We start from the raw sequence: 19,195 nt of genomic DNA, 5'->3' as shown, positions 1-19,195 counted from the left end.
AATGCGCCAGTACTCGCCGGACCTCACCCCGCCGTGGAAGAAGCAGGGCCCCGCGCCCGAGATCCCGGCCGACCCCGGCCTCGTCGTCGAGGAGCCCGGCAGCGGGTTCTGCGGTGCGGTGATCCGCTGCGAGGCGGGGACGGTGACGCTGGAGGACCGCTTCGGCAAGCACCGCGTGTTCCCCATGGAGCCGCGCGGGTTCCTGCTGGAGGGGAAGGTGGTGACGCTGGTGAAGCCGTCCGGCGCTTCGGTACGTCCCACCCGTACGGCTTCCGGTTCCGTCGCCGTGCCCGGCGCCCGCGCGCGCGTCGCCCGTGCGGGCCGTATCTACGTCGAGGGGCGGCACGACGCCGAGCTGGTCGAGAAGGTCTGGGGCGACGACCTGCGCATCGAGGGCGTCGTCGTCGAGTACCTGGAGGGCGTCGACGACCTCCCCGCGATCGTCGCCGAGTTCGCGCCAGGACCCGACGCCCGCCTCGGCATCCTCGTCGACCACCTGCTGCCGGGGACGAAGGAGTGGCGGATCGCCCGGTCGGTGACCAGCGAGCACGCGCTCGTCGTCGGACACCCGTACATCGACATCTGGGAGGCGGTGAAGCCGTCGTCCCTCGGCATCGCCGGGTGGCCTCGCGTCCCGCACGGGCAGGACTGGAAAACCGGGGTGTGCCGGGCGCTCGGGTGGCCGTCGGAGAACACGGGCGCGGTGTGGCGGGCGATCCTGGACCGGGTGACGTCGTACAAGGACCTGGAGCCGGAACTGCTGGGCAGGGTGGAGGAGTTGATCGACTTCGTCACGGAGTGAACGGGGTGAGCGGGGTGAACAGGGCGACCGGGGTCGGTCAGTCCACCAGGTCCCGCACCACCGCGTCCGCGAGCAGCCGCCCCCGCAGCGTCAGCACGGCCCGCCCCGCGTCGTACGGCCCCTGCTCCAGCAGCCCTTCCCCCAGCGCGCGGTGTGCGGCGGCGGTGCCTTCCTCGCGGAGCAGGTCCAGCGGGACCCCCTCGCGCAGGCGCAGTTCCAGGAGGATGCGCTCGACGCGGCGGTCCTCCTCGGAGAGCAGCTCCCGGCCGGCGCCCGGTGAGTTCCCGGCGCTCAGGGCCGCCGCGTACGCCCCCGGGTGCTTGACGTTCCACCAGCGCACGCCCCCTACGTGAGAGTGAGCGCCAGGCCCCGCACCCCACCAGTCGGCGCCGCGCCAGTACAGCTCGTTGTGCAGACAGCGCCCGGCCTCGGAGGTGGCCCAGTTCGACACCTCGTACCACTCGAACCCGGCCCCGGACAGCACGGACTCCGTGATCAGGTACCGGTCCGCGTGGACGTCGTCGTCGGTCATCGGGACCTCGCCCCGGCGGATCCGGCGCGCGAGCTGGGTGCCCTCCTCGACGATGAGGGCGTACGCGCTGACGTGGTCGGGACCGGCGCCGAGCGCGGCGTCGAGGGAGGCCCGCCAGTCGTCGTCGGACTCGCCGGGGGTGCCGTAGATGAGGTCGAGGTTGACGTGCTCGAACCCGGCGTCCCGCGCCTCTCGGACACACGCCTCGGGCCGCCCGGGGGTGTGCGTACGGTCCAGCACCTTCAGTACGTGGCGCCGGGCGCTCTGCATCCCGAAGGAGACCCGGTTGAAGCCGCCCTCGCGCAGGGCGGCGAGGTAGGCGGGGTCCACGGTCTCCGGGTTCGCCTCGGTGGTGACCTCGGCGTCGTCCGCGAGCCCGAACTCCTCGCGGATCGCGCCGAGCATCCGGACGAGGTCCCCGGCGGCCAGCAGGGTGGGCGTCCCCCCGCCCACGAACACGGTCCGGACCGGGCGCGGGTCGTCCCCGAGGACCTTGCGGGCGAGCCGGATCTCGTCGGTCAGGGTGTCCGCGTAGTTGTCGCGCGAGGCGAGCACGCCCCCCGTGCCCCGTAGCTCGGTCGCGGTGTACGTGTTGAAGTCGCAGTACCCGCAGCGCGTCGCGCAGTAGGGAACGTGCAGGTAGAAGCCGAGCGGACGCTCCGCGGCCCCGGCGAGCGCGGCGGCGGGCAGCGCGCCGTCGGCGGGGACGGGTTCGCCGTCGGGAAGTACGGAAGGCATGCCCCCATTGTCCCGCACCCCCGCCGTGCGCTACTCCGCCTGCAGGACCAGCAGCGCGAGGTCGTCCTCGGGGGGCTGCGAGCCGAAGTCGTGGACGAGTTCCATGATCCGCTCGGCGATCAGTTCCGCGTCGTAGCCCTGGCAGCCGGCGAGGGCGACAGCGAGGCCGTCGCCGTCGTCGAACTGCCGTCCCCCGTCGCGCCGTTCGGTGACCCCGTCGGTGACGCACAGGAGGCTGTCGCCGGGGAGCAGGTCGAGGATCTCGCTGGTGTAGGTCGCGTCCTCGACGACGCCGATGAGGGTCTGGGGCTGGGCGACGGGCGTGACCGTGCCGTCGGGGCGCAGCAGGAGCGGCAGGGGGTGGCCGGCGGAGGCGAGGGTGACGCGGATCCCGCCGTCGTAGGGGACGAGTTCGCCGTAGAGGAGGGAGAGGAAGCGGGTCTGGGGGCCTTCGCCGGGTCCGGCGGGGCCCACGTACGCGCGGGCGGCGGCGTCGGCGGCCTCGGTCGCGTCGTCGAGGAGGAGCTGGTTGAGCCGGTCGAGGACGTCCGCGACCCCGTACCCCTCCCGGGCGAGCAGCCGCAGCCAGGGCCGGGCGAGCCCGATGACGACGGCGGCCTCCGGGCCCTTCCCCTGGACGTCGCCGATCGCGAAGCACCAGCGGCCGTTCCCGGCGGGGAAGAGGTCGTAGAAGTCGCCGCTGGGGCCGCCCTTCTCCCGGGGTTCGTAGACGAGGGCGCTGCGCACGCCGGGGATCTCGGCGACGGCCCCGGGCAGCAGCCCGCTCTGGAGGACGGAGCTGATGGTGACCTGGCGGGCGTACTGCCGGGCGGCGCCGACCGCGAGGGCGACCCGGCGGCTGAGGTCCTCGACGAGCCCGGTCACCTCGTCGGGGAACCGCAGGATCCCGCAGCGCCCGATGACGAGGGTGCCGAGGACCCGTCCCCCGGCGACGAGCCGGTACGCGAGGGCGGTGCCGGGCGCACCGAGGGACTGGCCGGGCCAGGGGTGGTCGTAGGGCTGGGTATCAGGGGGGCGCCCGTGGTTCTCGGCGGGCCGGGGCGGCGTCTGCTCCAGCTCCCGCCTGAGCGCTTCGAGGCACCCCTCGCTCTTGTGCCAGACCCGGGCCAGCCGGGCCCCCGCACCGGCCGTCTCGTCCTCCAGCCAGACGGCGCACCAGTCGGCGACCCTCGGGACGACGACCTGTCCGGTGAGCGCGGCGACGAGGTCCTCGTCGAGCTGTCCGGCGAGCAGGTCGGACGCCTCGGCGAGGAACGAGAGCGCACCGCGCCCGAGCCAGTCCCGTTCGTCGGGCGAGTGCTGGGGTTCGGGCGCGAGAGCGACGGCGAGCCCGAGGGAGGGCAGGGGCCCGAGCACGGAGACGGGGGCGCGGCCGGGCCCGCCGGGGTGACCACAGGTCCCGCACGGCTCGGCGCCGGCCTGGGGTTCGGCACCCGCGTGGGGCTCGGCGCCCCGGAGGGGCTGGTACTCCCCGCGCCCGCCGCCCGGCAGAGGCTGGGGCTCCCGACGCCCGCCTCCAGGCTGAGGCTGGGGCTGGGGCTCCCGACGCCCGCCGCCCGGCAGGGGCTTGGGCTCCCCACGCCCGCCTCCAGGCAGCGGCTGGGCTTCCCCCCGCCCGCCGCCCTGGAAGGGCTGGGCTTCCACGCGCCCGCCGCCCTGGAAGGGCTGGGCTTCCACGCGCCCGCCGCCCTGGAGGGGCTGGCGCTCCCCGCGCCCGCCGCCCCCTCCCTCGGCCCCGCACTCCCCGCACCCCTCCAACTCCCCCATCCGCGCCCACACGGTCTTCCCGTCCCGCCGGTAGGTCACCCCCCACTCCATCGCGAGCGCGGTGACGAGCCGGAGCCCCCGCCCGTACTCGGCGGGTTCGTACGACGGGTCGGGGTCGCCGTCCCGCAGTGTCCGCGAGGGATGCCGGTCGGAGACCTCGACGACGATGTCGTACGCGGCGCCCTCCTTCGGCTCTTCGAGCCGGCAGCTGATCTCGACGTCGGTGCCGGCGTGGACGACGGCGTTGGTGACGAGTTCGCTGAGGACGAGGACGGCCTCGTCCCCGGCGCGGGCGGTGGCGTGCCAGCCGGCGGCGGCCCACTCCCCCAGGGCCCGCCCCAGCACCTCCCGCGCGGTGCCCGGCGCGAGCGCGCTGCCCGTCAGGGTCGTACCGATCCGCGACGGCCGGCGGAGCCGTGAGCGCTGGGCCGAGTCCCGTTGGGTCGGAATGGTCCCCATGAACAGCTCCCCTCCCCTGGCAGTTGGTTCGAATACGCCTCGCTCGATACGGACAGGGTGACAGACTGGCTACGCCCATAAGCGCCGAGTTACCGAAGTGGGCCGTCATGAGTGAGAACAGTGCTGTGTGTGTGCTCGAAGACGGATCAATTGAGGGCGGGATTCGAGCATCTGCGCTACGCCCTCTGCTCACCGCGTTGCTCGCGGCCCGGGACGGCGACTTCGTCCGGGCCGCGACACCGGTGGAGGACGTGGGGATCGTGGCCGAACTGACCACGGTCTACAACCAGATCGTGGACCGCAGTACGCACTTCAACGACGAGGTGCGCCGCGTGAAGCGCGAGGTGATCCGGCACGGCAGGATCGACGAGCGGGTCTCGGCCAGTCCGGGGCAGGGCCGTTGGACCTCGCGGGTGGACGAGGTGAACCAGCTCCTGGACGCCCTGGCCGCCCCGGCGGCGAACGCGACCCGGGTCCTGGACGCGGTGGCGGGCGGCGACCTCACCCAGCGCGTCGACCTGCACGACGGCACCCGCCAACTCCGGGGCGACCTGCGCCGGTTGGGCCGGGCCGTGAACAAGATGGTCGACCAGCTCTCGCTGTTCACCGGCGAGGTCACCCGGGTCGCCCGCGAGGTCGGCACCGAGGGCCGGCTCGGCGGCCGCGCCAAGGTGCAGGGCCTGTCGGGGAGTTGGCGGGACGTGACGGAGGCCGTCAACACGATGGCGGCCCGGCTGACCGCGCAGGTGCGGGACATCGCGCTGGTGACGACGGCGGTGGCGCGCGGCGACCTGACCCGTACGGTGACGGTGGAGGCGACCGGCGAACTCCTCGAACTGAAGCTGACCGTCAACACGATGGTCGAGCAGCTCTCCGCGTTCGCGGACGAGGTGACCCGGGTCGCCCGCGAGGTCGGCACGGAGGGCCAGTTGGGCGGCCGGGCCCAGGTGCGGGGCGTGTCCGGGGTCTGGAAGGGCCTGACGGACAACGTCAACTTCATGGCGTCGAACCTGACTTCACAGGTCCGCAACATCGCCCAGGTGACGACCGCCGTGGCCAACGGCGACCTCAGCCAGAAGATCACCGTGGACGCGCGGGGCGAGTTCCTGGAGCTGAAGAGCACGGTCAACACGATGGTCGACCAGCTCTCGGCGTTCGCCGACGAGGTCACCCGGGTCGCGCGGGAGGTCGGCACCGAGGGCAACCTCGGCGGCCGGGCCCACGTACGGGGCGTCTCCGGCGTCTGGAAGGACCTCACCGACAACGTCAACTTCATGGCGGACAACCTGACTTCACAGGTCCGCAACATCGCCCTCGTCTCGACGGCCGTCGCGCAGGGCGACCTCGGCAAGAAGATCACCGTGGAGGCGAAGGGCGAGATCCTGGAGCTGAAGACGACCATCAACACGATGGTGGACCAGCTCTCCGCGTTCGCGGACGAGGTGACCCGGGTCGCCCGCGAGGTCGGCACGGAAGGCAACCTGGGCGGTCAGGCGCAGGTGCGGGGCGTGTCCGGGGTCTGGAAGGAGCTGACGGACAACGTCAACTTCATGGCCTCGAACCTGACTTCACAGGTCCGCAACATCGCCCAGGTGACGACCGCCGTGGCCAACGGCGACCTCTCGAAGCAGATCTCGGTCGACGCGCGCGGTGAGATCCAGCAGTTGAAGGACACCGTCAACACGATGGTGGAGCAACTGCGGGCGTTCGCCGACGAGGTGACCCGGGTCGCCGCCGAGGTCGGCACGGAGGGCAACCTGGGCGGCCGGGCGCAGGTGCGGGGCGTGTCCGGGGTGTGGAAGGACCTCACCGACAACGTCAACTACATGGCGGACAACCTGACTTCGCAGGTCCGCAACATCGCGCAGGTGGCGACGGCCGTCGCGCAGGGCGACCTGTCGAAGAAGATCGACGTGGACGCGCGCGGCGAGATCCTCGCCCTGAAGACGACCATCAACACGATGGTGGACACGCTCTCCGCGTTCGCCTCGGAGGTCACCCGGGTCGCCCGCGAGGTCGGCTCCGAGGGCCAACTCGGCGGCCAGGCACGGGTGGAGGGCGTCTACGGCACCTGGAAGCGGCTGACGACCAACGTCAACGAACTCGCCCTGAACCTCACCACACAGGTCCGCGCCATCGCCGAGGTCGCCTCCGCCGTGGCCCAGGGCGACCTGACGCGGGCGATCACCGTCGAGGCGAGCGGCGAGGTCGCCGAACTCAAGGACGACGTCAACCTGATGGTGGCGACGCTGCGCGAGACGACCCGTGCGAAGGACTGGCTGGAGTCCAACCTCGCCCGCCTCGCCGCGCTGATGCAGGGCCACCGGGACCTGATGGAGGTCGCCGACCTGATCCTGCGCGAGCTGACACCGCTGGTGAACGCCCAGTACGGGGCGTTCTACCTGGCCGACCCCGAGGACCACACCGTCGGCCCGGTGAAGGGGCTCGCGTTCATCGCCGGGTACGGCGCCGTCGAGACGGGCGGGCTGCCGGTGCACGGTCTGGTCCGGCAGGCGGCGCGGGAGAAGAAGCGGATCCTGGTGGAGGAGACCCCGGCGGACTACATCAAGATCGCCAGCGGTCTCGGGGAGGCGGCGCCGACGACGGTCGTCATCATCCCGATCCTCTTCGAGGACACGCTCCTCGGCGTCGTCGAACTCGCCTCGTTCTCCCGCTTCTCGGACGTCCACCTCGCGTTCTTCGACCAGTTCGTGAACACGATCGGCGTCGCGATCAGCACGATCATCGCCAACTCCCGTACGGAGTCCCTGCTCGGCGAGTCCCAGCGGCTCGCGCGTCAGCTCCAGGAGCGCTCGGACGAACTCCAGAAGCAGCAGGCCGAGTTGCGCCGCTCCAACGCCGAACTCGCCGAGAAGGCCGCCCTGCTGGCGACGTCGTCGCAGTACAAGTCGGAGTTCCTGGCGAACATGTCGCACGAGCTGCGCACCCCGCTCAACTCCCTGCTGATCCTGGCCCGGTTGCTCTCCGACAACCCCGACGGCCACCTCTCCGACCAGGAGGTGCAGTTCGCGACGACCATCCACCGCTCCGGCTCCGACCTGCTCCAGCTCATCAACGACATCCTCGACCTGTCGAAGATCGAGGCGGGCCGGATGGACGTACGCCCCAGGACGCTCCCGCTGAACAAGCTCCTCGACTACGTGCACGCCACGTTCCGCCCGCTCACCCTCGACCGGGGCCTCGCCTTCGAGGTGTCGGTCGGCGACGACGTCCCGCGCACCATGCACTCCGACGAGCAGCGCATCCAGCAGATCCTGCGCAACCTGCTGTCCAACGCGGTCAAGTTCACGTCCTCGGGCCGGGTCGAACTGAGGGTGACCCGGGCCCCCGAGGACATGGTCGCGTTCGCCGTCACCGACACCGGCATCGGCATCGCCCCGGACCAACTCCCGGGCATCTTCGAGGCGTTCCGGCAGGCCGACGGCACCACGAACCGCAAGTACGGCGGCACCGGCCTCGGGCTGTCCATCAGCCGCGAGATCGCGGGCCTGCTAGGCGGCCGGATCGTCGCCCAGAGCGCGCCCGGCCTCGGCTCGACGTTCACCCTGTACGTCCCGCTGGTGAGCCCCGGCCACCTCGCGCCGCCGTCCGCCGAACCCGCCGAACCCCCCGAGACCTGGCCTCCGGCCGAGACGCCGGAGACCTGGCGCACCGGCCGCGCCGCGGAGGTCCTGCCCGGCCGCCGGGTCCTGATCGTCGACGACGACATCCGCAACGTGTTCGCGCTGACCCACGTCCTCGGCAGGCTCGGCATGGACGTCCGGTACGCGGAGAACGGCCGCGAGGGCATCGAACTCCTGTCGGCCGACCCGGAGATCGACCTCGTCCTGATGGACATCATGATGCCGGAACTGGACGGCTACGAGACGATCGCCGCCATCCGCGACTCCCCCCGCTGGACCGACCTCCCGATCATCGCCCTCACGGCGAAGGCGATGCCGGGAGACAGGGAGAAGTCGATGGCGAGGGGCGCGGACGACTACGTACCGAAGCCGGTGAACATCGACGAACTGCTGGCCGCAATGGCCGGGTTACTGGAACGCCCCCAGGGGCGCGGGGAACTGCGCGACTAGCCACGACGGCGCAGCACCCGCCAACGCTCCCCTACGCTTCGCGCGTCCCCGCGTACATCTCGTCCAGCAGCCCCTTGTACGCCCGCTCCACAACAGGCCGCTTCAGCTTGAGACTTGGGGTGATCTCCCCGTGCTCGACATCCAAGTCCCTCGGCAGCAGCCGGAACTTCTTGATCGTCTGCCAGCGCTGGAGCCCGGAGTTCAGCTCCTCCACGTACCCCTGGATCAGCTCGACGGTGGCGGGCGCGGCAACGACCTCCGCGTACGACTTCCCGCCGAGCCCGTTCTCCTCGGCCCACCCCAGGATGGACACCTCGTCCAGCGCGATCAGCGCCGTGCAGAAGTTCCGGTCAGCCCCGTGCACAAGGATGTTGGAGACGTACGGACAGACCGCCTTGAACTGCCCCTCGACCTCCGCGGGGGCGATGTACTTGCCGCCGGACGTCTTGATGAGGTCCTTCTTGCGGTCGGTGATCTTCAGGAAGCCGTCCGGGGACAGCTCGCCGATGTCACCCGTGTGGAACCACCCGTCGGACTCCAGCACCTCGGCGGTCTTCTCGGGCAGCTTGTGGTAGCCCTCCATGATGCCGGGGCCGCGCAGCAGGATCTCCCCGTCGTCGGCGATGCGCACCTCCGTGCCGGGCAGCGGCTTGCCGACCGTGCCGGTGCGGTACGCCTCACCGGGGTTGACGAAGGACGCGGCGGACGACTCGGTGAGCCCGTACCCCTCCAGGACGTGGATGCCGGCGCCGGAGAAGAAGTACCCGATCTCCGGGGAGAGCGCGGCGGACCCGGAGACGCAGGCCCGCAGCCGCCCGCCGAACGCCTCGCGGATCTTCGCGAAGACGAGGGTGTCGGCGGCCTTGTGCTTCGCGGTCAGCGCGAAGGGAGCCGTCCGGTTCCCGGTCCGCATGAAGTTGTCCTGCGTGACCTTCGCGTACTCCCGGCCGACCTGCGAGGCCCACTGGAAGATCTTGAACTTCGCGCCCCCGCCCGCACGGGCCTTGGCGGCGACGCCGTTGTAGACCTTCTCGAAGATGCGCGGGACGGCCGCCATGTACGTCGGCTGGACGACCGGCAGGTTCTCGATGATCTTGTCGACGCGGCCGTCGACGGCGGTGACGTGCCCGACCTCGATCTGCCCGGAGGTGAGGACCTTGCCGAAGACGTGCGCGAGCGGCAGCCACAGGTACTGCACGTCCTCGCCGCTGATCAGCCCGGTCGCGGCGATGGCCTTGGCCATGTAGGACCAGTTGTCGTGCGGAAGGCGTACCCCCTTGGGACGACCCGTCGTACCCGAGGTGTAGATCAGAGTGGCCAGCTGGTCCTTGGTGATCGCGGCGACCTTCTCCTCGATCAGCCCCGGCTCCTTGGCCAGCCGGTCGGCGCCGCGCTTCTCCAGCTCGTCCAGCGTGAGGATCCAGTCCTCGCCGGTGTCGGCGCCGGCGGGGTCGATGACGACGACGTACGCCAGATCGGGCAGCTCGTCGCGCCGGGCGACGGCCTTCGCGAGCTGGGCGGCGTCCTCCGCGATCAGGACGCGGCTCTCGGAGTCGGAGAGGATGTACGCCGACTCCTCGTCGTTGGTCTGCGGGTAGACCGTGGTCGTCGCGGCCCCCGCGCACATGATGCCGAGGTCGGCGAGGATCCACTCGATGCGGGTGGAGGAGGCGAGCGCGACGCGCTGCTCCGGCTGGACGCCGAGCCCGACCAGGCCGGCCGCGATGGCGTGGACGCGCGTAGCGGCCTGCGCCCAGCTCAGCGACTTCCATTCGTCGGGACCCTGACCTGCGGAGGCGGGCACCGGGTAGCGGTACGCCTCGGCGTCCGGCGTCGCCGCCACGCGGTCCAGGAAAAGGCCCGCGACGGACGGCGGCCGGTTCTCGATCAGGGTCTGTGTGTCGCTCACGACGTCCTCCGGGCCCGCGTCGATGCGGCGGTTGTACTGAGCAGCTTGTTTAACTCACGAGTAACTACCAGGCAGGGATCAGAGTAAAGGGCGTCCGGCCACTACGTAAGGGCTCTCGACCAGTCACTTTCCCCCGGTAACCCCCACGGAATACGGAAGGGGCCGACCGCACTTTCGTACGACCGACCCCGTTCCGTCCGGTTTACCCCCGGTAATAGCGGGAGCCGGGACTACTTCTTGCCCTTGCCCGAACCCGCGCTGTCATCGCTGCTCAGGACGGCGATGAAGGCTTCCTGCGGAACCTCCACGGAACCCACCATCTTCATCCGCTTCTTGCCTTCCTTCTGCTTCTCAAGCAGCTTGCGCTTCCGGGAGATGTCACCGCCGTAGCACTTGGCGAGGACGTCCTTGCGGATGGCGCGGATGGTCTCGCGGGCGATGACCCGGGAGCCGATGGCCGCCTGGATCGGCACCTCGAACGCCTGGCGCGGGATCAGCTCGCGCAGCTTGGCGACCAGGCGCACGCCGTACGCGTACGCCGCGTCCTTGTGCGTGATCGCCGAGAACGCGTCGACCTTGTCGCCGTGCAACAGGATGTCGACCTTGACGAGCGAGCTGGTCTGCTCGCCGGTCGGCTCGTAGTCCAGCGAGGCGTAGCCGCGCGTCTTCGACTTCAGCTGGTCGAAGAAGTCGAACACGATCTCCGCGAGGGGGAGCGTGTAGCGGATCTCGACGCGGTCCTCGGAGAGGTAGTCCATGCCCAGCAGGGTGCCGCGCCGGGTCTGGCACAGCTCCATGATCGACCCGATGAACTCGGTCGGCGCGAGGATCGTGGCGCGTACGACGGGCTCGTACACCTCCATGATCTTGCCCTCGGGGAACTCGCTCGGGTTCGTGACGACGTGCTCGCTGCGGTCCTCCATGACCACGCGGTACACCACGTTCGGCGCGGTCGCGATCAGGTCTAGGCCGAACTCGCGCTCCAGGCGCTCGCGGATCACGTCCAGGTGCAGCAGGCCCAGGAAGCCGACGCGGAAGCCGAAGCCGAGGGCGGCGGAGGTCTCCGGCTCGTAGACGAGCGCGGCGTCGTTGAGCTGGAGCTTGTCGAGGGCCTCGCGCAGCTCCGGGTAGTCCGAGCCGTCGAGGGGGTAGAGGCCGGAGAAGACCATCGGCTTCGGGTCCTTGTACCCGCCGAGCGCCTCCGTGGCCCCCCTCACCTGGCTGGTGACGGTGTCGCCGACCTTCGACTGGCGGACGTCCTTCACACCGGTGATGAGATAGCCCACCTCGCCGACGCCGAGGCCGTCCGCGCCGAGCATCTCCGGCGAGTTGGTGCCGATCTCCAGCAGCTCGTGGGTCGCGCCGGTCGACATCATCCTGATGCGCTCACGCTTGTTGAGCTGGCCGTCGATGACACGGACGTACGTCACGACGCCGCGGTACGAGTCGTACACCGAGTCGAAGATCATCGCGCGGGCGGGGGCGTCCTTGACGCCGACGGGGGCCGGGACCTCCTTCACGACCTTGTCGAGGAGGGCGTCCACGCCGATGCCGGTCTTCGCGGAGACCCGCAGCACGTCGGAGGGGTCGCAGCCGACCAGGTTCGCCAGCTCCTCGGCGAACTTCTCCGGCTGGGCCGCCGGGAGGTCGATCTTGTTCAGCACCGGGATGATCGTGAGGTCGTTCTCCATCGCGAGGTACAGGTTCGCGAGGGTCTGCGCCTCGATGCCCTGCGCCGCGTCCACCAGGAGGACCGTGCCCTCACAGGCCGCGAGCGACCGGGAGACCTCGTACGTGAAGTCCACGTGCCCCGGGGTGTCGATCATGTTCAGGATGTGCGTGGTGCCCTGATCGTCGGTCGGCGCCCACGGCAACCGCACCGCCTGCGATTTGATCGTGATGCCGCGCTCGCGCTCGATGTCCATCCGGTCGAGGTACTGAGCACGCATCTGCCGCTGATCCACCACACCGGTCAGCTGGAGCATCCGGTCGGCGAGCGTGGACTTGCCGTGGTCGATGTGCGCGATGATGCAGAAGTTGCGGATCAGTGCCGGGTCGGTACGGCTCGGCTCGGGCACGTTCTTAGGGGTCGCGGGCACGCAGGGTCCTGTCTCTTGAGGCGCCTTTGTGCCTCGGGTCGGATCGATACGTAGCTTCCATCGTCCCATGGGCGGGGACCTGGGACGGGTTTGGGCCAGCCGTGGACCCACTGGTAGTGTGGGCGGCTGTGTCTCTTGCCCTCTCAGCGCGAGGCACACCCCAAGAAATCACCTGGTCCGGGGCCCCGCGGTCCCGTGCCTGAACCTGAAAAGGCTCAATCAGTGGCGAACATCAAGTCCCAGATCAAGCGGATCAAGACCAACGAGAAGGCCCGGCTGCGCAACAAGGCCGTCAAGTCCTCCCTGAAGACCGCGATCCGCAAGGCCCGCGAGGCCGCCGCCGCGGGTGACACCGAGAAGGCCACCGAGCTGCAGCGCGCTGCCGCGCGTGCGCTCGACAAGGCCGTCTCCAAGGGTGTCATCCACAAGAACCAGGCCGCCAACAAGAAGTCGGCGCTTGCTTCCAAGGTCGAGGCGCTCAAGGGCTGAACCCCTTATTTGATCTGACCGCCGACGGAACCCAGCGGGCCCTCTCTCATCCGCTTCCGTCCGGCACCCAAAGCTCCGCGCGCGGCCTGCGTTCGCCACGCGGGCGCGGAGCGACCAGCTGAATCCGAAGGCCCCGGCCCCCACCCTTCCCCAGGGCGGAAGCCGGGGCCTTCGGCGTACGCCGGCTCAGCTCCAGAACGCGTTGCCGGCCTCGATGTCCTCGACACACTCGTCGAGGTCCGTGATCCTGTCCCCGACGATCCGGAACACGATCCCGCCGGTCTCGTCGATGCTCCGCCCGTCCGGCCGCTCCGCCGTGAACCGGTGCACGGACACCGCGTGCCCCCGCCCGTCGACCAGCACGTTCCCCACCTCGACCCGGAGCGTCCCGGCGGTCTCCGTGAACAGCCGCCCGTACATCCCGAAGATCGAGTCGAGCCCCTTGAAGTCCCCGGACAGCGGGTGGCTCCCCGGCACATGATGCGTACAGTCCGCCGTCATCATTCCGCGCAGGGCCTCCAGATCCCCACGCGCGAACGCGTCGTACCCCTCGCGGACCAGACGTGCGTGCGGGTGCTCAGCCATGACGATCGCCGCCTTTCACCACAGGCCGATGACGACTGACACGACCGATTGTCCCCCTTTTTACCGTTGTGTACGAGGCTGAATCGGGCGAGCTGAGCCGGGTACGGGGCTGAATCGGGCCCGGAGCGGAAGGGAAGCCCACTCCACCCGGGCACCCTCGCCTACCGCCCCCGCGACCGAGCCGCCCTGGCGATCGTCACGACCGCCTTCTCCAACGCGTACTCCGGGTCGTCGCCCCCGCCCTTCACCCCCGCGTCCGCCTCGGCCACCGCGCGCAGCGCCAGCGCGACCCCGTCCGGGGTCCAGCCCCGCATCTGCTGGCGGACCCGGTCGATCTTCCAGGGCGGCATGCCCAGTTCGCGGGCGAGGTCGGCCGGCCGGCCCCCGCGCGCGGACGACAGCTTGCCGATCGCCCGGACCCCCTGGGCCAGCGCGCTGGTGATCATGACCGGGGCCACCCCGGTCGACAGGGACCAGCGCAGCGCCTCCAGCGCCTCCGCGGCCCGCCCCTCGACGGCACGGTCGGCGACGGTGAAGCTCGACGCCTCGGCGCGGCCGGTGTAGTACCGCCCGACGACGGCCTCGTCGATGGTCCCCTCGATGTCCGAGGCGAGCTGCGAGACCGCGGAGGCCAGCTCCCTGAGGTCACTCCCGATCGCGTCGACCAGCGCGGAACACGCCTCCGGCGTCGCGGACCGCCCCGTCGCCCGGAACTCCTGCCGGACGAACGCCAGCCGGTCCGCGGGCTTGGTCATCTTCGGGCAGGCGACCTCCCGCGCCCCCGCCTTCCGCGCGGCCTCCAGCACGGCCTTCCCCTTGACCCCGCCGGCGTGCAGCAGCACGAACGCGATGTCCTCGACGGGCGCCCCCAGATACGCCTTGACGTCCTTGACCGAGTCCGCCGAGAGATCCTGCGCGTTCCGTACGACGATGACCTTCCGCTCGGAGAACAGCGAGGGGCTCGTCAACTCGACCAGCGTCCCCGGCTGCACCTGCTCCGCCCCCAGGTCCCGTACGTCCGTGTCCGCGTCGGCCTCCCGGGCCGCCCGCACGACATCCCGCACGACCCGGTCGAGCAGCAGCTCCTCCTGCCCGACGGCGAGCGTCACGGGGGCGAGGAGATCGTCATCAGCACGTTTCTTGGCCATCCCCTCAAGCATGTCACGCACCACCGACACCCCGGCCCCGAGACCTACGACGCCCCTGCGCGAAGAGCTCTACGGCTCCTCCCGCCACCCCTCCCACTCCCGGGCGAACGCGTCCAGCTCCGCCGCCCCGAGCCGCCCGGCCTCGTCCCCCAGCACCACCAGCCACTGCGCGTCCTCCGCGTCGTCCTCCCCCGCGAGCGCGTCCCGCACGACCAACGGCTCCTCCAGCACCCCGAACCGCTCCCGCAACTCCTCGACGACCTCCTCCGCCGCGTCCCGATCCGGCAGCACCAGTACATGTCTCGCGTCACTCACGCCCACCATTCTCCGCCACCGCGCGAGGCGCCCAGCGGGACAGCCCGAGGACACCGGCCGCCAGCGCCCACACCAGGAGCGGGAACGCCGCGACCCGTTCCATGCCGCCCATGCCCAGCCCGAGGTACTGGCCGGAGAGGAACAGCCCGAACCCCGTGATCGCGGTGACCCCCAGCAGCCCGGCCGCCCGGCGCAGCGGGCCCGGCACGCCGTCCGCCAGCCCGGCCCCCGCCAGCAGCAGCCCGACGTTGCCCATGCCCATGACGAGCAGGGCGCCCAGGACGTGCTGGTTCTCGTGCGTATCCGCGGGCGCCAGCCCCGCCAGCACGAACCCCGCACCCCCGGCGGCCAACAGCACCCGGGCGACGCCCGCGACCGTGCCCCTGCGCCACAACGCCCCCGTGGCGACGACACCGACGACGAGCAACGCACCCAGGACGACGAACGAGACGTTCATCAAGCCGTGTTCCGGCGAGCAGACGTACCGCGGCTCGGGCTCCGACTGCGTCGCGCACAGCGCGTTGCCAAGGTCACTGATGTTGTACCGCGCCCAGCTGTACGGCTTCGCCCAGGCCGACTCGACGACCCCGTGAACCACGAAGAACTGCGCCACCGCCACGACCCACGCGGCATACCCGATCCGAGACCTCACCTGTTCCCCCTCTGCCACACACTTCCGGTACGCCCCAGACGATCATGCGAAGCCACTCCCAGACGCTCCGGCGAACCCCCGAATCAAAGGGGGGCAGCCCCTACGGACCCCTGATCTCCCCGACCTCACCCACCCCCCGTCACCCGCACCCCCTCCCCCGCCCCGCTCACCGCGAGCCCCCCGTCCCGGTCCGTCCGCAGCACCACCGCCCCCGTCTCCCGCAACCCCGCGACCGTGCTCGGCGCCGGATGCCCGTACGAGTTCCCCGCCCCGCAGGAGATCAACGCCACCCGGGCCCCCACCGCCCGCATCAGCCCCGCGTCCTGATGCGCCGACCCGTGGTGAGCCACCTTCACCACGTCCACCCCGCCCCGCAGCGCCTCCGCCACCGTCCCCGACTCGGCCAGCGCCCGCTGCCCCACCGGCTCCAGATCCCCCAGCATCAGCACCCGCAGCCCGCCCACCCGCACGAACATCGTCACGCTCGCGTCATTGGCCCCCTCGACCGGAGCCCCCTCCCCCGGCGGCCACAGCACCTCCCACTCCAGCTCCCCCACCCTGCGCCGCTCCCCGGCGGCGGCCCGCACCACCGGCACCCCCGCCTCCCGCGCGGTACGCCGGACGAACTCCACCTGATCCACCGGCTCCTCGAACCCGGTCACCTGGACCGCCCCCACGGCCCGCCCCCGCAACACCCCCGCCAGCCCGGCCACATGGTCGGCGTGGAAGTGCGTGAGCACGACCAACGGCACCCGGGTGATCCCCAGCTTCCGCAGACACCGGTCCACCGCCCGAGGATCCGGCCCGGCGTCGACGACGACCCCGGCCCCCTCCCCCGCCGCCAGCACGGCCGCGTCCCCCTGCCCGACATCGCACACCGCGAGCCTCCACCCCGGCGGCGGCCACCCGGTCACCACCCGCGTCAACGGCACCGGCCGCAGCACGACCAGGACGAGCAGCACCCCCAGCACCCCGCACCACAGAGGCCGCCCCACCACCCGCCGCCCGAGCAGCACCCCCACGAGGGTCACCGTCCCGAGCGCGACGGCCCCGCCCCACCCGCCGGGCCAGTCCACCCCCGCCCCGGGCAACGCCGCCCCGGTCCGGGCGACGTCCGCGATCCACCCGGCGGGCCAACTCGCGCACCAGGCAAGCACCTTGGCCACCGGCATCGCCACCGGCGCCACCGCGAGCGCCGCGAACCCCAGCACCGTGGCCGGCGCGACCGCGAACTCCACCAGCAGATTGCACGGCACCGCCACCAGACTCACCCGCGCCGACAGCACCGCCACCACCGGCGCGCACAGCGCCTGCGCCGCCCCCGCCGCGGCCACCCCCTCCGCGAGCCGCGCCGGCACACCCCGCCGCCGCAACGCCGCGCTCCACCCCGGCGCCACCGTCAGCAACGCCCCGGTCGCCAGCACCGACAGCAGGAACCCGTAACTCCGGGCGAGCCAGGGGTCGTAGAGCACCAGCACGAGGACGGCCGTGGCCAGCGCCGGCAACATCGTCCGCCGCCGCCCGGTCGCCAGCGCGACCAGCACCACCGCCCCGCACGCCGCCGCCCGCAGCACGCTCGGATCGGGCCGGCACACCACGACGAACGCCAGCGTCAGCCCGCCCCCGAGCAGCGCCGTCCCCCGCAGGGACACCCCGAGCCGGGGCGCGAGCCCACGCCGCTCGACGTGCTGGGCCACCCCGGGCGGGCCGAGCAGCAGGACGAGGATGATCGTCAGGTTGCTCCCGGACACGGCGAGGGTGTGCGCGAGATCCGTCTCCTTGAACGCCTCGTCCAGCTCGGCCGAGATCCGCGAGGTGTCCCCCACCACCAGCCCCGGCAACAGCGCCCGCGCGTCCCCCGGCAGCCCCTCGGTCGCCTCCCGCAGCCCGCCCCGCAACCGCCCCGCCACCCGCTGCACCCAGGACGCCTCCCCCACCACCTCCGGCCCACCCACACCCTGGCCCCCCACCACCTCCGGCCCAGCCTCGCCCCTGACCCCCTCCCCCTCCGCCTTCGGCCCCGCCTCGCCCCGCACCCGCAGCACCGCCGCCACCTCGTCCCCGCCGACCATCGGCGGCACCAGCTTCCCCACCACCCGCACCCGCGTGGACGGCAGCAGCCCCAGCCACCCGGCCCCGCCCTCCCCCGACACCACGACCAGCACCGGCGCCCGCGTCACCACCTCCCGCCCACCGGCCCCCACGACCCGCACCACCTCCGCGTCCACGACCACCGCGTCCCTCGCCATCCGGTCCCCGGTGACCCTCGGCCGGGTCCGCCGCGCATCCGAGGTGACCCGCACCTCCGCCCGCACCTCGGCGAACTCCGCCGCCAACTCCGGCACCGGCCCCCGCCGTACGTCGTCCCCGTGCACCCCACCGACCACCGCCGCGGCCCCCGCGCACAACAGCACCCCCGCCCCGGTCACCCCCGACCACCCGGACCGGCGCCCCACGAGCAGCACCCCGGCCACCACCCCACACCCCACCGCGACCGCCAACGCCACTCCCAGCGGCACACCCAACGCCCAGGCCGCCGTCCCCCACGCCGCCAGCGCCGGCGGCACCAGCCGCAGATCCGCCTCCCCCTCCCGCTTCATGGCCGCACAAGCTCCCGCAGCTCCGAGAACCGCCGCTCCCCGATCCCGTTCACCTGCCGCAACTCGTCCACGGACCGGAACCCACCGTGCTGCGCCCGATAGTCGAGGATGTGCTGAGCCAGGACAGGCCCCACCCCGGGCAGGGCGTCGAGCTGCTCCAGAGTCGCGGTCCCCAACGAAACCGGCACACCGGCGCCCCCGCCCACTCCGCCCACACCACCGGCCCCGGGTACGCCACCAACTCCGGCCACAGCCCCCGGCACCCCCACCGCCACCTGCTCCCCATCCACCAGAAACCGCGCCTGATTCAACCCACTGACATCAGCCCCCGGCCGCACCCCACCCGCCACCCGCAAGGCATCCACCACCCGAGACCCCGCCGGCAACCGATGCACCCCGGGATCCCGCACCTTCCCACTGACATCGACGACGATCTCCGCACCCGCAGAAGGCACAGCCCCCGGAGCCCCCGCCCCGACAGCTCCCGCGCCCCCAACCCCCTTCCCCGCAACCGCAGTTCCACCACTCCCCGCCTCCGTGGCCCCCGACTCGACCACCGCCGCCCGCACCACCTCCGGCGCCCGAACACTCTGCGTCCGCCCCGCCCAGAAGTGCTGCCCCGCCAGCACAGCGGCCACCACCAGCACCACACTCAACGCCACCACCCCCCGCCGCTCCACCCCACACCGCGCCTGCACCCACACCGGCAACCGCTCCACCACAGCGGCCCTCACCCGAGCCCCCCGCTCCGGACCGCCGTCCCTCCCGACAACCTCCCCGCCCCTCAACTCCCCACGCTCTTCTCCCTCCTCCCCCCGTTCCCCGAACAGCACCTCCACCCTCCGCCGAGTCTCCGCCCCCGAATCCCGACGCCGCCCACCCCCTCTCCCCCGCACACGACTGTCGGATCCGGCCCCCCGCCCGGGCCCACTGCTCGCGGTCGTCCTACGCGCTGTACGCACTCGAAGTCCCATGTCCCGAGCAT

Annotated in this window: 13 protein-coding genes; 3 read left to right on the top strand and 10 right to left on the bottom strand. The window is 71.9% G+C overall.

Annotated elements, in window-relative coordinates:
• The first annotated feature begins 1 nt into the window (after position 1).
• Complete coding sequence (locus ACLZOT_RS35860) at positions 2–802, top strand: DUF3097 domain-containing protein (RefSeq protein ID WP_416973326.1); 801 nt, start codon at positions 2–4, stop codon at positions 800–802.
• 37 nt (positions 803–839) lie between these two features.
• On the opposite strand, the gene hemW is transcribed toward ACLZOT_RS35860, so the two are convergent.
• Both hemW and ACLZOT_RS35850 read right to left on the bottom strand, forming a co-directional pair.
• On the bottom strand, positions 840–2,072 hold the full coding sequence (gene hemW, locus ACLZOT_RS35855) for a radical SAM family heme chaperone HemW (RefSeq protein ID WP_416973325.1): 1,233 nt from the start codon (positions 2,070–2,072) through the stop codon (positions 840–842).
• A 30-nt stretch (positions 2,073–2,102) separates the two neighbouring features.
• Positions 2,103–4,319, bottom strand: coding sequence for a SpoIIE family protein phosphatase (locus tag ACLZOT_RS35850; RefSeq protein WP_416973324.1), 2,217 nt, complete (start codon positions 4,317–4,319; stop codon positions 2,103–2,105).
• A 107-nt stretch (positions 4,320–4,426) separates the two neighbouring features.
• Here ACLZOT_RS35850 and ACLZOT_RS35845 point away from each other — a divergent pair, with 107 nt between their 5' ends.
• Entirely contained in the window at positions 4,427–8,413 is a 3,987-nt protein-coding gene (locus ACLZOT_RS35845; protein WP_416973323.1) for a HAMP domain-containing protein, read from the top strand.
• A 31-nt stretch (positions 8,414–8,444) separates the two neighbouring features.
• Here the strand turns inward: ACLZOT_RS35845 and ACLZOT_RS35840 are convergent, their stop codons facing one another.
• Together ACLZOT_RS35840 and lepA are read right to left on the bottom strand one after the other, a co-directional pair.
• Entirely contained in the window at positions 8,445–10,322 is a 1,878-nt protein-coding gene (locus ACLZOT_RS35840; RefSeq protein ID WP_416973322.1) for an AMP-dependent synthetase/ligase, read from the bottom strand.
• Positions 10,323–10,552: 230 nt separating this feature from the next.
• On the bottom strand, positions 10,553–12,421 hold the full coding sequence (gene lepA / locus ACLZOT_RS35835; RefSeq protein WP_416973321.1) for a translation elongation factor 4: 1,869 nt from the start codon (positions 12,419–12,421) through the stop codon (positions 10,553–10,555).
• A 222-nt stretch (positions 12,422–12,643) separates the two neighbouring features.
• On the opposite strand from lepA, the gene rpsT reads away from it, so the two are divergent.
• Complete coding sequence (gene rpsT, locus ACLZOT_RS35830; RefSeq protein WP_416973320.1) at positions 12,644–12,910, top strand: 30S ribosomal protein S20; 267 nt, start codon at positions 12,644–12,646, stop codon at positions 12,908–12,910.
• A gap of 186 nt (positions 12,911–13,096) precedes the next feature.
• Here the strand turns inward: rpsT and ACLZOT_RS35825 are convergent, their stop codons facing one another.
• The 6 genes from ACLZOT_RS35825 to ACLZOT_RS35800 all read right to left on the bottom strand — a co-directional run bounded on the left by ACLZOT_RS35825 (position 13,097) and on the right by ACLZOT_RS35800 (position 19,184).
• A complete protein-coding gene (locus tag ACLZOT_RS35825; RefSeq protein WP_416973319.1) occupies positions 13,097–13,495 on the bottom strand; it encodes a nuclear transport factor 2 family protein in 399 nt (132 codons plus the stop codon).
• Between the two features lie 161 nt (positions 13,496–13,656).
• Positions 13,657–14,643: a DNA polymerase III subunit delta gene (holA, locus tag ACLZOT_RS35820; RefSeq protein ID WP_416973318.1), complete on the bottom strand. Its 987-nt coding sequence runs from the start codon at positions 14,641–14,643 to the stop codon at positions 13,657–13,659.
• Positions 14,644–14,712: 69 nt separating this feature from the next.
• Entirely contained in the window at positions 14,713–14,958 is a 246-nt protein-coding gene (locus tag ACLZOT_RS35815; RefSeq protein ID WP_416973317.1) for a hypothetical protein, read from the bottom strand.
• Positions 14,951–15,610, bottom strand: a complete 660-nt coding sequence (locus ACLZOT_RS35810) for a DUF998 domain-containing protein (RefSeq protein ID WP_416973316.1) — start codon at positions 15,608–15,610, stop codon at positions 14,951–14,953. Before ACLZOT_RS35810 ends, ACLZOT_RS35815 begins: the two co-directional genes overlap by 8 nt.
• A 125-nt stretch (positions 15,611–15,735) precedes the next feature.
• Complete coding sequence (locus ACLZOT_RS35805; RefSeq protein ID WP_416973315.1) at positions 15,736–18,210, bottom strand: ComEC/Rec2 family competence protein; 2,475 nt, start codon at positions 18,208–18,210, stop codon at positions 15,736–15,738.
• Complete coding sequence (locus ACLZOT_RS35800) at positions 18,207–19,184, bottom strand: helix-hairpin-helix domain-containing protein (protein ID WP_416973314.1); 978 nt, start codon at positions 19,182–19,184, stop codon at positions 18,207–18,209. Before ACLZOT_RS35800 ends, ACLZOT_RS35805 begins: the two co-directional genes overlap by 4 nt.
• Positions 19,185–19,195: the final 11 nt, after the last annotated feature.

This window comes from Streptomyces sp. 4F14, assembly GCF_048159485.1.
GTDB lineage: Bacteria > Actinomycetota > Actinomycetes > Streptomycetales > Streptomycetaceae > Streptomyces.
Note: the sequence above shows the minus strand (reverse complement) of the source record. Positions and strands in the feature narration are given on the sequence as shown.